Origin of the sequence: Paraburkholderia elongata (assembly GCF_013177735.1) — a bacterium.
Classification (GTDB): Bacteria; Pseudomonadota; Gammaproteobacteria; order Burkholderiales; family Burkholderiaceae; genus Paraburkholderia; species Paraburkholderia elongata.
The window spans coordinates 40,359-56,384 of the sequence record NZ_WOEZ01000194.1; the positions used below are offsets into that span (position 1 = coordinate 40,359).

10 protein-coding genes are annotated in these 16,026 nt (G+C 64.8%); 4 read left to right on the forward strand and 6 right to left on the reverse strand.

Annotation, left to right across the window (positions count from 1 at the left end; all coding sequences use genetic code 11):
• The first annotated feature begins 11 nt into the window (after positions 1–11).
• Positions 12–269, forward strand: a complete 258-nt coding sequence (locus GNZ13_RS34555) for a hypothetical protein (protein ID WP_007182306.1) — start codon at positions 12–14, stop codon at positions 267–269.
• Positions 270–356: 87 nt separating this feature from the next.
• Here the strand turns inward: GNZ13_RS34555 and GNZ13_RS34560 are convergent, their stop codons facing one another.
• Complete coding sequence (locus tag GNZ13_RS34560) at positions 357–647, reverse strand: putative quinol monooxygenase (RefSeq protein WP_172172917.1); 291 nt, start codon at positions 645–647, stop codon at positions 357–359.
• 564 nt (positions 648–1,211) lie between these two features.
• On the opposite strand from GNZ13_RS34560, the gene GNZ13_RS34565 reads away from it, so the two are divergent.
• Positions 1,212–2,510 (forward strand): sensor domain-containing phosphodiesterase, encoded by a 1,299-nt coding sequence (locus GNZ13_RS34565; protein ID WP_172172919.1) that lies wholly within the window; start codon positions 1,212–1,214, stop codon positions 2,508–2,510.
• 49 nt (positions 2,511–2,559) lie between these two features.
• Here GNZ13_RS34565 and arfB read toward each other — a convergent pair whose 3' ends face one another.
• Entirely contained in the window at positions 2,560–2,964 is a 405-nt protein-coding gene (gene arfB, locus GNZ13_RS34570; RefSeq protein WP_172172921.1) for an alternative ribosome rescue aminoacyl-tRNA hydrolase ArfB, read from the reverse strand.
• 151 nt (positions 2,965–3,115) lie between these two features.
• Between arfB and GNZ13_RS34575 the strand changes: the two genes are divergently transcribed.
• Positions 3,116–3,757: a VC0807 family protein gene (locus tag GNZ13_RS34575; protein ID WP_172172923.1), complete on the forward strand. Its 642-nt coding sequence runs from the start codon at positions 3,116–3,118 to the stop codon at positions 3,755–3,757.
• A gap of 36 nt (positions 3,758–3,793) precedes the next feature.
• Here GNZ13_RS34575 and GNZ13_RS34580 read toward each other — a convergent pair whose 3' ends face one another.
• The 3 genes from GNZ13_RS34580 to recC are packed head-to-tail and all read right to left on the reverse strand — an operon-like array spanning position 3,794 to position 13,031.
• Complete coding sequence (locus tag GNZ13_RS34580; protein ID WP_172172925.1) at positions 3,794–5,968, reverse strand: AAA family ATPase; 2,175 nt, start codon at positions 5,966–5,968, stop codon at positions 3,794–3,796.
• Positions 5,965–9,657, reverse strand: a complete 3,693-nt coding sequence (recB, locus tag GNZ13_RS34585) for an exodeoxyribonuclease V subunit beta (protein WP_172172927.1) — start codon at positions 9,655–9,657, stop codon at positions 5,965–5,967. The genes GNZ13_RS34580 and recB overlap by 4 nt, the downstream gene beginning before the upstream one ends.
• Entirely contained in the window at positions 9,654–13,031 is a 3,378-nt protein-coding gene (gene recC, locus GNZ13_RS34590) for an exodeoxyribonuclease V subunit gamma (protein ID WP_172172929.1), read from the reverse strand. Before recC ends, recB begins: the two co-directional genes overlap by 4 nt.
• Before the next feature lie 223 nt (positions 13,032–13,254).
• On the opposite strand from recC, the gene GNZ13_RS34595 reads away from it, so the two are divergent.
• Positions 13,255–15,771 carry an FUSC family protein gene (locus GNZ13_RS34595; RefSeq protein ID WP_172172931.1) on the forward strand — a complete coding sequence of 839 codons (2,517 nt, stop codon included), beginning with the start codon at positions 13,255–13,257 and terminating at the stop codon, positions 15,769–15,771.
• A 15-nt stretch (positions 15,772–15,786) separates the two neighbouring features.
• Here GNZ13_RS34595 and GNZ13_RS34600 read toward each other — a convergent pair whose 3' ends face one another.
• A complete protein-coding gene (locus tag GNZ13_RS34600; protein ID WP_172172933.1) occupies positions 15,787–15,996 on the reverse strand; it encodes a hypothetical protein in 210 nt (69 codons plus the stop codon).
• Positions 15,997–16,026 lie beyond the last annotated feature (30 nt).

The following is a 16,026-nucleotide window of genomic DNA, read 5'->3' on the forward strand; positions in this document are numbered from 1 at the left end:
CGGAGGACAGCATGAGCAATATCCAGCTAGATATCGAATGGACTGAAGCAGCATCTCGCAAAATCGAAAAACTGATGCCGCGCGGCGGTCAGGAAGCGTTCCTCGCGCTGCCGCCCGTCGAGTGCCTGCCGATGGAAGGCGACGTGCTGTTTCTTGGCCCGGACGGCAAGCAGCAACCGTTTATCGTCGCGGAGCGCCAGTATCACCACGATGGCGATGCCGACTGGACCATCATCCTGATCCTCGACGTCCCGCAAGCCACGCACTAAAGATAAGCGGCGAGCGCCGCACAGGCCGGATCCGGCCTGGCAGCTCACTCGCCGTTGTTCGACCCTTGTTGTTCGCCCATTAAGCGCTCACGCGATCTTCGACACGACTCGAATTTCCGCGTGTTCGACCCAATCCGCCACGGCTTTCTTATAAGCCGCAATGTGCGCGGATCTGGCATGTGCCGCCAGTGCTTCCTGGCTTTCCCAACGCTCGACAAACACGAACCGGCGCGGCTCCTGCACGTCACCATGCAGATCGTATTGAAGCGCACCCTGCTCTTTGCGCGTCGGCCCGACGATGCCTTCGAGCGCTTCGCGCAGTTGCTCTTCATAGCCCGGCTTTGCCACCGAGATTGCGACGACCGCGATTTCCGCCATGCCTGCCCTCCGTTTTTTCACGAAAAACAGCAGCATACCCGCCACCCGCCAAACCTGCAGGCGGCTACGCAGGGCGGTCAAACTGACGCGATGGCGGTTTGATGACCGTGATGCAAGGCCTTCCGCATGCGCAAAACGTCTGAGCACCGTCCTTGCCTGGAGTTTGGCGGGCGGCCACTCACCGCCCTGCTACCCTCGGCTTCATACGCGCGATTGATTGCGTTTGGCACGATCGTTCTTGCTCAAGGCAGACGCGTGCGAGGCTCACGCGAGACGCCCGGGACGCCACGGCTGGCTACCGCGGCACGGTCGGATTGCCGGGTACTCGGCCAAGTCCCGCGTCTGTGATAACCCGCACATTCATGCAAAGTGCAAACTGTTAGACTGGTTTTGACTAATCTCGCCGGAGTCCAGCATGGCTGGCATTGCTCTCCGCGTTCCCGGGCTGTGCCCGCCTCATCCTGCCGACACCCGGGCTGTACATCCGTTGCGCGCTGAATCTGTTCGCGCGCCCCGTCACCCGCTTGCCGCGACGTCACTATGCCCGCTCTCATGCCCGCCCTTATGCCAACCGTCAGCGGATTGACCCTGAGCGGCCTGCTCCCGCATCTGGTCCGGGACGAGTCCGGCTGGACCGCGACATGGCGCGCGCTGACCCTGCACAGCGCGTTCCAGCCTGTGCTGTCCGTCACGCATCAGTGTGTGGTCGGCTATGAGGGCTTGCTGCGCGCGTTCGATCCGGTCGGCTTGCCGGTGTCACCGGAAGTGCTTTTCTCCGGCACACGCTCGGCCGCCGACTCACGCGAACTCGACCGCATCGCCCGCTGCCTGCATGTGGCGAATTTCATGGAACAAGGCATCAGCACCGGGTGGCTGTTTCTGAATACGCGTCCGCAGGTGTTCGAAACCGGCTGGCCGCAGCGCACCTTCATTGACGAGCTTTCGGCGCACTTCGGCCTGCCGCAGGAGCGCATCGTAATCGAGGTACTCGAACAACCCGCCGACGATGAATCCGCCGTCGCCAGCATGCTCGCGGCGTCGCAGCCACGCGACTTCCTGATTGCGATCGACGACTTCGGCACCGGTTTTTCGAACTTCGACCGTGTGTGGCGCTTTCGCCCCGACATCGTGAAACTCGACCGCTCCCTGGTCGCCCGTGCGGGCAAGCATGAAGGCGACGATTCGATGATCAGCCACCTGATCGCGATGCTCCATCAGTCCGGTACGCTGGTGCTGGCCGAAGGCGTCGAAACCGACGAAGAGTTGATGATTCTGATGCAAGCCGACGTCGATTTCGTGCAGGGTTTCTGGCTCGGCCAGCCGAAGAGTTCGGTGCAGGATGCGTGCGCCGGGGTACCGGCGCTGATCGAGTCGATGTGGACCAAGTTCGCCGCTTATGAACTCGCCCGCGCCGGCCACCAGCGGCTCGGCTTCGAAGGGTTCGCCGAAGCCGTGCTCGCCGCCGCCGACGCCTTCAAAGCCACCGGCGATCTACAGCAGGCGGCACAAAAGGTGTGGCATCTGCCCGAAGCGCGCCGGGTGTTCATCACCGACGGACAAGGCGAACAGACGCAAGCGTCGATCACGGCCGCCTCGGTGCCGCCAATTCCGCTGCGGCTCGCGCCACTCTACTCCGATACGCGCAGTAACTGGTCGCGGCGGACGTATTTCAAGCATGCGCTCGCCGCGCCGGGGCGCGTCGCCATGATGGGGCCGCACTATTCGCTCGCGGACGGCCAGGACTGCTATACCGCGGCAATCGCATTCGACCGTGACGACGGCACGCATGTGCTTTGCGTTGACTTTGTACCGGCGACGTCACCGGCCGATACGCGTTCTGGCGGACACGGGGCCAAACGCTGAGCCTGAGCTGCTCCGCCTTTAATCCCCCTTTAGTCCCCTTTTAGTCCCTTTAGTCCTCTACCCGCCCGCGGCCGGATTTAATCTCCCCGCGCTTGGCCTTGCTGTCGAGGCGACGCCGATTCGAGGCGCGCGTCGGCCGGGTCGCGACGCGCGGCTTCTTCGTCACGCTGACGCTTTCGATCAGTTCATCGAGCCGCGCCAGCGCCGCCACCCGGTTCATCTCCTGAGTGCGATGCTCCTGCGCCTTGATGATCACTACCCCGTCGCGCGTGAGCCGGTGATCGGACAGCGCGAGCAGGCGCATCTTCAGCACTTCCGGCAACGACGACGCGTGCACGTCGAAACGCAGATGGATGGCGCTCGAAACCTTGTTGACGTTCTGACCGCCCGCTCCTTGCGCGCGCACTGCGGTCAATTCGATTTCGTTCGGCGGGATCGGATAACGGGAAGTCATGACTGGATTGAGCTAGGAGACGCAAGTGTACACAGGACGCAGCCGATTACCGACTACGGACTATCGGGCGCGGCCGCCGATGCGAAAAACTATTTGCATCGCCGCAGCCGGTTCGCCGATACTGCCGTTTTCGCTTACAGCGTAAATTCATATGAAGCTCCGTCCGGGTTTTGTGCTGGAACTGGCCGTCAACTTTCTGCTGCCGTGGCTTGCTTACCGCCTCGCGCTGCCGCACTTGGGCGAGACCGGCGCACTGATCGCCTCCGCCGTGCCGCCGATCGTCTGGAGCCTGATCGAACTAGTGCGCTTTCGACGCGTCGACGCGCTCAGCGTGATGGTCGTGGCAGGCATCGTGCTGTCAGTCGCGGCAATGGCGCTGGGCGGCAGTCCCCGCATGCTGTTGCTGCGAGAGTCGCTGGTGTCCGGCGCGGTGGGCGTGGTGTTTCTGCTGTCGTTGCCGATGCGCCGCCCGCTGATCTTCTATCTTGCACGCGCCACCGTCGCCCGTGAGATGGAAGGCGGCGCCGCGCGCTTCGAAGCGTTGTGGCGCGAGCGCGCGGCTCTCGTCAGTGCAATGCGGTTCATGACGCTGGTATGGGGCGTCGGCCTGACCGGTGAAACGGCGCTGCGCGCATGGATGGCACTCACGTGGCCGATCGAGCGCTTTCTGGTGGTCTCGCCGTTCATCGGCTATGGCATTTACGGCGCCTTGGCGCTATGGACGCTGTGGTACCGCAAGGCCATGCGCAGCCGGGCCGAGGCGCGCGCGCAGGCGGGTGAGATCGCGAGCTGAGCACGAACGACTATGTCCGTTGCCCGCGCCATCCTGTTAAGCGACGCGCCACGCCTCCGCAATTCGCGCGGCTAAGCCCGAGTCACGCTGCGTCGGCGTCGCGATGGCCTGCGCCAGCACGGCGCGCGCGCCGATCACCTCCACCCGTTCGCGCGCGCGGGTAATTGCCGTGTACACGAGTTCGCGCGACAGCACGCGGCTGAACACCGACGGCAGCATCAACACCGCATGCTGGAACTCCGAGCCTTGCGACTTATGAACCGTGAGCGCGAATGCCGTATCGTGCGGCGGCAGCGCGGCAGGCGATACGGCTCGCAGACCACCGTCGCCGGTACGGAAATACACGCGCAACGCCCCGCCCGCGCCCGGGAGCGCAATGCCGATGTCGCCGTTGAACAGACCGAGCGCGTAATCGTTGCGCGTGACCATCAAGGGGCGCCCGGCGAACCACTGTGCGCCTACCGCCAGTGTCACGCCCGCCGAGCGCCTCACCTGCGCGGCCATCGCGGCATTCACCTGATCGACGCCGCGTGGCCCCGAACGTGTCGCGCACAGAATTCGAAAACGGTTCAGCGCATCGAAGAGCGGCAATGGGTCTGGTGTATCGGCGGCGAGCGCTTCAGCAAGCGCATCCGCGTACGGTGCGAAACCTGCTGCAAGCCGCACGACGGTGCGGTCGGCAAGCGTCGCATGCGTGTCTTCGTACAGCGCCGCTGCGCAGGGTTCGGCAGGGTCGATGCGAAGGACTTCGAGCGCCGCGCCGGCCGCACCGTTGCGAATCGCGAGCGACAAACGGCCGATCGGCGATTCGAGGCCGAATCGATAGTTGCGCTCGAGCCATACGACGCAGTCGGCGAGTGGGCCACTTGCATCCGCATCGACTAACAGGTCGTCAGGCGGCGTATCGAAATCGTCCGGCGCACCCGCATACGCGAAAAGATCGTCAGGCCTTTCGTCGAAGCCGCTCGATGCACCCGGCAGCGCTTGCGACAACCGCGCCGCTTCAATACCAAGCGCCTCAGCGATCCGCTGCAGTCCGTTCGGCGTAAAAGCAGGCCGCGCGCTGAGCTCAGCGAACACCGCACCGGCCTCGACGGCGGCGAGTTGGTCCTTGTCACCCAGCATCACGAGACGCGTCTGCGGCGCAATGGCATCGAGCAGATGCGCCGCCATCGCGACGTCGATCATCGACGCCTCGTCGATCACGACGACGTCGTAAGGCAGCGGGTTGTCGCGATGATGCCGAAAGCGCCCGCCCGGCCCCGAGCCGAGCAGCCGATGCAAGGTGTACGAGGTCTGCGGCAAGCGCGCAGCGAGTTCGGGCGGCAAATCGCCGGCACGGGCGAGCAAGGCTTCCTGCATCCGTTGCGCGGCTTTGCCGGTGGGCGCCGCCAATGCAATTCGCAGATCGGCCCGCGCATCCAGCAAACAGGCGAGCACGCCGACCACCGTAGTCGTCTTGCCGGTGCCCGGGCCGCCGCTGACGATGGTCAACCGCCCGGACAGCGCCATGACTGCCGCGACACGTTGCCAGTCGACCTCGTCGTCCTGCGGCGGGCCGAAGTAGCGCAGCAGGCGCTCGTGTAGCGTTTGGGCGGTCGTGTCAGCGTCTGCGCCTGCACCGGAGCCCGCGCCCTGGAGGTTGGCGTTGGCGTTGGCGTTGGCGTTGGCGTTGGCGTTGGCGTTGGCGTTGGCGTTGGCGTTGGCGTTGGCGTTGGCGTTGGCGTTGGCGTTGGCTGCAACCCGCGTCTGATTGCGAGCCCGAATACCCTCCACCTGCCCCCCGCCCGCATGCATAACCAGCGAGCGAGCGAGACGCCGCTCGTAGTCGTAGTAGCGCGCCAGATACAGTCGCCCTTGCCCGTCGATCACCAGCGGCCGCAACGCCGCCGCGTTTTGAGAGCCGTCGCTAGCCATGCTGCTTGCGAACAGCGCCGCGCGCACTTCGGCGCTCGACGCATCGAAGCGTCGCGCCAGCACGGCAAGCGGCAGGCACACGTGCCCTTCGGCAGTCGCGCGGCTCGCGGCGAAGGCGGCCCGCGCCGCCCACTTTACCGCCTCGCCCGACGCGCCGCCGCGCCGCGCGAGCGTGCCGACGCGGCGCGCGAACCCTTCGGCTAGCGCTGTGCTGAAATCAGCCGGCGCAGGTAAATTCACGCCGATGTCGTCGAGCTCCGGCGGCGCAGAAGATATCCGCTCGAAGGTGCTCATGCGACACCTCCGATCATCGCCGCGTCGAGCAGCGCCACCAGTTCGAATGCGGGCCGCCGCATATGTACGCCCGCCGCCCCGTCGGCATCGCGCCACTGCGGACGAACGCCGCGCACGAACAGATAGAGATAGCCACCGATGTGCGTGTCGTACGCATAATCGCGCACCCGCGTTTTCAGATAGCGATGCAGCGCCACCGTATAGAGCAGCGCCTGCAGGTGATACGCGTGGCTCGCCATGGCCGCTTCGAGCGGCGCCGCGGCGTAGTCGGCGGCGGTGTCGCCCAGATGGTTCGACTTCCAGTCGACAATCCAGAAGCGTCCGTCGTGCTCGACGATCATGTCGATAAATCCTTTGACGAAACCGCGCAACACGCCGGGCTCCAGCGCAACGTCGGGATAGCCGTGTTCGATCAGCAGCTCGCGCAACGCCGGAAAATCAAGCGAAGGCGCGGCAAACAGGAATTCAAGTTCGTTCAGGCGGCGCCGCGGATTCAGTCTTGCGAGCGCCATGCCGGGCACGAGCTCGGTACTCACGACGTCCGCGATCAGCTTATGCATCATGGCGGGCAAACGTGCCGCGAGTTCGGGCACTGCCGGCGCCGGGCGGTCGCGCAAGGCACCCCGGATGGCCTCCGGCCACTTATCCGGACGGGTGAAATCCGCGAGCTCGAACATGCGGTGCAGACAGTCGCCCGCCGCCGCGCCGCGCGGGAACGCGAGAATGTCGTCCTCAGCGTAGGACGGCGCTTGCGGCACCGGCAACGGCGCAGGCGCGAGCGCATCGGCGATCTCATCGTGATCGGGACGCACTTCTTCCACCGGCGTATGCGCCTCCTCGGCCTTGCTGCCGGCGGCGATCAAGCCGCTGAAGCTCGCCATGCGCCACTGATCGCGCAACGGCCGCCGATTGACGCGCGCCTGCATCCGCGCGCCGCTGTCCTGGAGGCTTTCCAACGGCACGCGGCGCTCCACCTTCGGCAACGGCTGCAACGTGATCGGGCCGCCCGCCAATGCTCGCCATCGCTCGGACAAGCCAGCTTCGTCGGGTGGATCGGTGAGCCAGTCGTCGAAGCTGTGACCGCTGCCGCCCACCAGCCAGTTCAGCACGCTGCGGCGAGACTCCTTGGTGGAGCGCGACGAAAGATAAGTACCGGCAACCAGATAGCAGCGATACACCGCGCGCGTCAGCGCTACATAGACGAGCCGCGCCCGTTCCGCCGCCTGTTCGCGCGCCGCGTAACGCGACGCGCGTTCGGCCTCGTCGTCATCGCAACCGTAGTGCAGCACTGCGCCGCCCGTTTCGTCGTGATACTCGCGCGCATCGGGCAGACCGGAGGATGGCGGCTCGCGCAGCGCGCCGTCGTTCAGAAACGGACAGAACACGACCGCATATTCGAGCCCTTTCGATTTGTGGACGGTAACGATCTGCACGAGGTTGCGATCCGACTCGAGCCGCAACTGCGCGTCTTCGCCGCCACCTTGCGTGCGTTGCGCGGCGAGCCAGCGCAAAGTCGGCGCGATGCCGGGTTGCGTGGCGGCACGCGCCTGCACGAGTTCGGCCAGATGATTCACGTTCGTCAGACGGCGCTCGCCGTCCGGTCCGGCCACCAAACGCTGTGCGACTCGCAGCTCGCGCATCAGCGTGCGCCACATCAAGGCGAAGCCGCGCTCGTGCCATAGCGTGCGATAGCGTGAGAAACGTTCGACCCAACCCATTGCGTCCGCGGCATGCGCGGGATCGTCGGCCGACGCCGGCGCGTCGGCGACCTGCTCGAGGCGCCACAGCGCGGCGGCATCGAGGCCGAGCCAATCGGTGGCGAGCGCGGCGCGCAAACGGCGCAAGTCGCCCGGCGTATCGACCGCGGCCAGCACGCGTTCGATCTGCTCGGCGTCGAGCGTTGCGAACACCGAAGCCTGCGCCAGCTCCACGCTGCCGACGCCCCACGACGCCAGCACACGCTTGATCAGACTGCCCTGCTTATGCGTTTGCACGAGCACCGCGATATTGCCCGGCGCGAGCGGCGCGTCGCCAATCGTCACCGACCCTTCGCGTGCGCCGCGCAGGAGCCGCACGATCTCTGCGGCGCAGGCTTCGCTCGCCGCGCGCTGCGCTTCGCGTTTGGTCAACGCCGCGTCGCCTTGCGGCAGCGTCCAGATGCGGAAATCGCCTGCGCCCGCATCAGGTTCGGAGAAAGGCGGACGACGCCGCTCGCCGGCCCGCACCGGCTGATAGTCGAGACCGTCGAGCACGAACGCCTGGGGGTTGGCTTCGAATAGCCGGTTGCACGCCTCGACGATCGGCGCAGTCGAACGTTGATTGACTGCCAGCGTGTAGCACGCGGAAGCTGCCGCGCGCGCCGCGAGATAGGTATGCAGATCCGCCGCGCGGAAACTGTAGATCGCCTGCTTAGGATCGCCGACCAGAAACAGCGGGCCGGCAGGCGCGAAGATGCGGCTGAAGATCGCGAACTGCAACGGATCGGTATCCTGAAACTCGTCGATCAGCGCGGCCGGATAACGCGTGCGCAAAGCATCGGCAAGCCAGGGGTTGGCAGCGAGCGCGCGATACAGATTGGACAGCAGATCGTCGAACGACACCACCCTGCGCGTGCGTTTGCGCGCCACCAGTTCGGCGGGCGCGTAGTCGAGCCAGGTTTCCACGAGCGAGAGCCAGCGCGCGCGTTGCGCAGCTTCGGCCGCGACCACGGCTGCAGCCAGCGCTTCGGCGTGCTCGAAGAACGGATGCTCGGGCGGTTGAAACTTGACCTTGGTGGCCTTCTTCAACGCCGACGCTGTCAGCTTCAAGGCCGCCTTTGGCGGCGGCGCATGGCAATCGCCCTGGGCGAAGTATTCGGTCCACGCGGCGATCGCGGCGCTCACGAGCTCAGGCTTGTGCGAGGTCTTGCTCAGACGGTCTTGTGCGCCTCCAAGCAGACTCACGATCGCGTCGCGCTCCACCTGCCAGATCGCGCAGGCAGCAGCGAAACCCGCCTGCGGATCGGCATCGTTTCCACCTGCATCGAGCTTGCCCCAGCGTAGCTGCGCCAACGGCTTCTTCAAGCGCCGCGCGAGTTGCTCATCGAGCGATGCGGGACCAGCGCGTTTGGCCACCAGCCATGCAGCGAAAGCAGGATGCGCATAGGCCACCGGTTCCACTTGCTCGCGCCAGAAATCGGCTGCCATTTCGAAACGCAAGGCAGCGTCGTCGGCTTCCATTTCGAAGGCGAACGGCATGGCCGCGGCGAACGGCGCCTCCTGCAAGGCACGCTGACAGAACGCGTGAATGGTGTGAATCGCGGCCTGGTCGAACGTACGCAGTGCGCGGCGTACGACTTTCAGCGCAGTCTCGCGATCGATGCCGCGCTCTGGCGCAAGGGTGGTTTCAAAGAGACGCTGGACAAACGGATCGCCGCCATCGTCGTCCGTATCGATAGCCCGATCCAGTTCCGCGAGCCGCCCGCGAATCCGCTCGTGCAACTCCGCGGTCGCCGCCTTCGTAAAGGTAACGACAAGAATCTGATCGGCGTTCAGGTTCTTTTCGAGCAGCAGCCGCACGTACAACGCGCAAATGTTCCAGGTCTTGCCGGTTCCCGCCGACGCCTCGATCTGATTGACGCCGTCGAGCGAACACGCGAAGACGTCGAGCTCTTCCGCGACCAGCGCGTGATGGTGAACGGCACCGCTCATGATGCACTCCGCAGATGCTGCACTAGCGGTTTGAAGACGATCGAGGCAAGACTGCCGAACGGTTCGTCAAGCGTAAGCGGCGTGCCACGCAGCGCGATGCGCAAGGCGGGGTCGTCGGATTCGCCGCGCACACGATCATTGACCCACACACCCTGCGCCGCGGAATCGCTCTCGCTGACCTTCACCCACGCACTCTTCGGGAAAAAGCGCAGCGGCAGCATGCGCCCTGCTCTGAACAATGCGGCAAGCGGCGCCAGTTCATCGAGCGGCGCGGCGACCGGCGTGAGCTCGAAGCTCTCGCCGCTGCCATGCCACACCGTGCGGCGTGGGCCGTTCGGCTGCGCCGCGCAATAGACCAGATGCGCAAGCCACGCCGACAGATAGTCGCGTGCAGTAGGTTTGGCGTAACGGAAAATCACTTGTCCTGTTTCGGTCAGCAAATTCAAGGTGCCGTGCAGTTGCAGCGGCGTTTCGGCCGCTTTGCAGAGCGCCACGTCATGAGGCCCGAAGAGCGTTTCGGCGATGTCGGCACGATCGGGCCAGCGTGGCACGATATCGAGCACGAACGGCAAACGCTCGACACCCGACGCGACTTCGCGGCGCACGCTGTCGGCGAGTTGGCGCAGCGCGCCGAGTTCGCGCGAGCGCCATACCGCGCCGGTCGCGCCACCCGGCAGTTCGGGACTGGCCGCGGCGACGCGGCGCACGCGCTCGAACATGCTGTCGTCATCTTCGGCATCGCTATCCAGCAGGACCGGCAGGAGCCGCTCCGCCAAGGCATCCCGACCGGCCCAATCGAGTTCGAACGGCTCGGTGTCGAGCAATTCGCCCTGCGCATCCGACAACACGATACCCAAGCGGTCGCGCAACAACGCACGCGCCGGATGACGCCAGAAGCGCACGAATTCGTCGAATGCGACGGGAGCCGCGTCTTCGGCGGGCAACGGTTGATCGAAGAACGGCGCGGCAGCGGGATGTTGCGGAGCTGCCAGCAGACTGGCCAGTTCTGCGCGATCCATGTCGTAAGTGAAGAGGCCTCGCTGCGACGAGAAATAGTCCGACGCGAACGCCTGCAGCGGATGATCGATGACGAACGCATGCCGCGCGGTTTCGATTTCCGCGGGACTCGCCCCTTCCCCCGCCGACACTTGCGCAAGGTGATCGAGCAATTCGTCGACCAACGCGGCCGGCGGCAACGGCGCATTGTCGCGAATGCTGCGGCCCGTATAGGCGATGAACAGCCGGTCGCGTGCAGCCAGCAGCAGATCGAGGAACAGATTGCGTTCGTCGTCGCGGCGCTGCCGGTCGCCTGCTTTACCGAACGCGGCCATCAGGTCGAATTCGTCGGCGCGGGCGAGACTCGGCAACACGCCGTCGTCCATGCCGAGCAGGCAAACGATGCGATACGGCAACCCGCGCAAGCTGGTCAGCGACGAAAACGTCACGCTACCCCAAGGCACGCCGCCGCGCGCCGGGTCGTCGAGCGCCTCGGTGAGCGCGCCGCGCACCACGGCGGCGGGCAGCACGACGTTTTCTGCGCCCGCTTGCATCGCGTCACCCATCTTGTCGATGGCGTCGCGCACCGCCGCCAGCGAATCGGCAAACTCCACGCCGCCGTCGAAACACTGCGCGAGCGTTTCGAGCAGCAGTTGCGTCCATTCGGCAGGTGTCTGCTCGGCCGCGCAGCGCTGCGCGAAGGTCTCGATATCGTCGACGAAACGCGACAGGCGGCCGAGAAGCTCAGCGTCCGATCCATCGGCACCTTCAACGGGCAACCAGGCATCGACCGGTTCGCCGCCATCCGGCATCGCATAGCCGAGGTACAGCCGGGTCAGCGCATCGGCGAACGTATGACGCGCGACAGGCACGTGCTCGCCCGTCGGCTCGCTGGGTACAAGCCCTCGACGCGCACCAGCTGCCGCGAGCCATTCCTGCGCGGCTTCGAGTGCACTGGAATCGATCCCGTAACGCGCAGCGATCGCATCGACCCGCAGCCATTCGATCAGATCCGGCGCGCCCACGCTACGCTCAGGCAAGGCCAGCCAGTCCAGCAGCAAACGCGCGACCGGATTAGCCTGCGAGGGCGGCAAGCCGGTGATCCGATATGGAATGCGGCGAGTATCGCCAAAGGGCGCGGTGCCGAACACCGCGTCGATCAAGGGCCCGGCGGCCGCGAGATCGGACACGGCAACCAGCACGTCGGACGGCTGCAGATCGTCGAACTCATCGAACCACCCGAGCAGGCGATCGTGCAGCACTTCGAGTTGCCGCGACAGGCTGTGACACACGTGGACTTCGATGCCGTTCTCGATCGGCAATTCGTCAGTCTCCGTTTCCGCCCGCAGATCGAGGATGCCGTTCTGCACGGCGGCGAGCCAACTCGGCTCCGGATTCTCCGTGAAGTCGCCAGTCTCGCCGGATGCGGCGCTCTCAGTCAGCTCATGCAGCATGTGTAGTTGCGCCTGACTCTGGCGGCCCCACTCAGCCAGCAGCGGATGGCCCACTTCCTGATAGTCGAGCTGGCCTGCGGCATCGAGCGCTTCCACGCGGCCCGCGCTGACCACGTCGAACCAGAACTCGCGGCACGGGTTCATCACATACAGACGCACATCGACCCAGCGCGACAGCGCACGCAGCAGCGCGACGTGCAGCGGCGGCATGGTCGGCAGTGCAAACACGCTGACCGCTTCGGGCCACTGCGCGTTCGAGATGGCTTCCAGATCGAGCGTGCCGATTTCTTCGAGAAAGCGATATGCCGGCGGCAGCGCAGCCGCGGGCGTTTGCGCGTGGCCCGCCACTTCGGCAAGCACGGCGCGCCACAGTGCGGCTTGCCAACGCTCGTCCTCACGCGCAGCCTCGCTTGCGCCGACGAGACGTGGACCGTTGTCGTCCGCAGCGCCGCTCGCGAAGATCGAACCGCCCTTCTGCCATTGCAGCAACCATTCCGGGCGATAAGTCAGATAGTGGTCGAGCACGGTGGCCACGCGGCGCGACAGTTCGTAGCGCATCGACGCATCAGCCGCATCGAGATAAGTACGCAGACGCGGAGAGGCGTTCCAGGGCAATGCTTCATCCGCCTCTCCCAGCAGCCGGTAGCAGCGCCAGACCAGCCGGTCCGGCGCGAACGGCGAATGCTTGGGCACTTCGATCACGCCGCCGATTTGCGCCCACAGCCACTGCGCGAGATAACCAAAATTGACATTCGCGCAGATACCCTGGCGCCCCGCGATGTCGAGCTCGAGCCGGCGCCGCACCGCCGCGCTCGGGACGATCACGGGCTGCGCGGTCCAAGGATCGGACGGCGCTTGCGCCAGGTCGTCGAGCAGCGCGCCGACAAGGGTTTCATAGCGGTTCGAGTAGAAGAGTTGGAGCATGGATCCCGGGGAAGCAGGCGACGCGAGCGGAACGCCCGGGCCGCGACAGACAGTGAAGCGACAGCATAACAAACGCGCTCCCAGGGCAGAACCTGGCCGAATGGACGAGGTCAGATCATGCACAAAATCAGTTAGACTCGACGGCAGTTTGGGTCTGCTCCGGGTCGGCCCCGGGTCGACCTTTTCAACCGCGTTTTCTCAGTGAATGGAATCCAGGCAGTCGATGCGCTATTCGGTTGAAATAAAAAAGTTCCTTTATAGCCAGTACTTTTATGGCGGCCTGCGCATCGCAGTCGGCGTATCGTTACCGGCCATCTTGTGTTTGATCGTATTTCACGATCGCGAACTCGGCTTCACGATCGCGACCGGCGCACTTGGCGCATGCGTGGTCGATATGCCGGGCCCGCTCAAGTACAAGCACAACGAGATGCTGGCGTGCACGGTGATCGGCTTCCTGTCCGCACTCGCCACCGGCCTCGCCACGGTCAACCCGGTGGCGCTATGGTGCACGGTCGTGCCGCTCACGTTCGTGCTCTCATTGATCGTCGTGTATGGCAACCGCTGGCCGCAGATCAGCTTCGCCACGCTGTTCATGATGATCATGACGCTGGAAGAGCATTTCACGCCGATGCAGGCGCTCGTCAATGCGTCGTGGATTCTGGTGGGCGGTCTCTGGTACACGTACTGGTCGACCTTCGTGAGCCGCTGGATGATGCATCGCATCGAACAGCAGGCGCTCGCCGAAAGTGTGTTCGCGTGCGCGGAGTATCTGCTCGCGCGCGCCGCCTTTTACGATCTCGATAACGATCTCGACGAGTGCTATCGCAATCTGGTCGACAAGCAGATTACCGCCGTCGAGCGTCAGGATGCCGCGCGCGACATCGTGCTGCGCAACTTGCCGAAGCTGAAAACCGGCCGGCTCGAACCGCGCCGCGCGATGCTGTTCAATCTGTTCATCAATACTGTCGATCTTCACGAACTGTTTGTCGGTACACATGTCGATTACTCGCTGGTACGTAACACGTTTGGCGGCTCCGATCTGCTGGTGTTCTACCGCGATCTGATTCGCAAATCCGCAGCCGATCTCGAAGAAGTCGGACTCGCCGTGCTGCAAAACCAGCCGCCGCGCACGCGCGTGAATGTAAAAGCCGAATTGCGCGCCATCGAGTTCGAGATCGACCTGATGCGCAAGCAGGACCTGCCGGCTAAAAATCCCGAGGCTTATTCGGCGATATCGTCCACCTTCCGGCGTATCTGGAGCGCCACGCGCCTGATCGACAAGATGCACCAAAGCCTGTCGAGCGATCCGGGCGCGACCGAGACCGAGACCGAACTGCGCCTCGACAAGGCGCTGTCCCGCTTCGTATCGAGCCGCCGCGTGCCGTTCGGCCAGATTTTCTCGAATCTGACGATGGCCTCGCCGAGCTTTCGCCATGCGCTGCGCGTGACGATTGCGGTCGCCGTGGGTTTCTGGCTCGGCCGTCTGCTGCCGCTCACCAACGCATACTGGATCGTGATGACCACCGTCATCATTCTGAAGCCGGGCTACTCGCTGACCAAGCAGCGCAACGGGCAGCGGATAATCGGCACGCTGATCGGCTGTGCGGCGAGCATCGCATTGATGATCTTCGTCAAGGAGCCGCACATCCTGCTGGTGGTGATGTTCGCGTCGATGGTGATGAGCTACAGCCTGTTGCTGTTCAATTACACGGCGAGCGTGGTGTTCACGTCCTCGTATGTGCTGCTCATGTTCCATCTGCTCGCGCCGGGCAGCATGCGCATCATCGGCGAACGCGCAATCGATACGGTGGTGGGCTGCGCGATCGCAATTGCGGCGAGCCACCTGTTCCCCTACTGGGAATACCGGTTGATGGGCAAGCTCGTCAACAACATGATCAATGCGACGCGGCAGTATCTGGAAGCGAGCTGGTGGTGGAGCGGCAAGCCGGCCGCCGCGGTGGTCGCCACGGTAACTGAGGCCGGCGCGTTTGCACCCGCCGCGGCAATGGCTGATCCGGCGATCGAATTCGGCAAGCCGGCGCTCGCGGTGGCAAATGCCGGAGCAAATGCGAGAGGTAACGCTGCTCCCAAAGCCGGTGCAAGCGCTAGTGCAAACACGGGCGCGACCGCCAGTGCCAGCGCAGCTACAAACGCTGAGTCGGGCAGCGCCGGCACCACCACGGTCAGCAACCCGGCCGCCAAGCCGGCCGGTGGCGCCTCCCCTGCCGCCGTCGCCGCTGCAACCGCGCTCGATCGCGACTATCGCTACCGGCTCGCGCGCAAGAACGTCCACGTCGCGTTTGCCAATCTGGGCCAGGCGTTCCAGCGCATGATGCTCGAGCCGAAGTCCGCGCAGAAGTTCGTACCGGAATTGAACGACCTGCTGGTGCGCAGCCACGTACTCGCCTCGCAGATCACAGCGGCCGCGCCGTTGCTGCGTACCTCCGCGCAGCACGCCGACCGCGTCTCGCTACAGCCGTTGCAACGCGCGTTGAGCGTGGTTCGCGACAATCTGACCGAGGCCGAAGCGGGTAGCGCGTCGCCCTCCGATCAGGGCGAGCAGATCAAACTTCTGATGCGTGAGTTGGATGCGATGGTGGTCGAGACGGAGAAATCGCCAGACTACTCGGCGGACGCCGTGCACGACATGAAATTGCTCGCCCATCAGTGCAAGCAGATGCTGACGGCGTCGGCGCAGATTCGCAAGGATGCGAGCATGATCCGCCTGCCGGAAGAGTGAAGCGATCGCGTCGTCTTATTGCGCGGCGCCGCTTGCGGGCTTCGCTGCGGTAGCCGCAGCCGTCACGTCCGATGAAATCGTCGGTGCTGACGCGTTCTGGCGGTCGAATTCGCGCTTTTCCGTGATGGCGTTATAGAAGAGCGTGGCAATCACCACCAACACCGCAACTACGATGAAAACAGCAATGCCAAAGGTCGGGTTCTTCTTGCGCGGCGGTTTGTTCATGAGGCGGGCTCGGTTCGCGAGGCAGTCGCG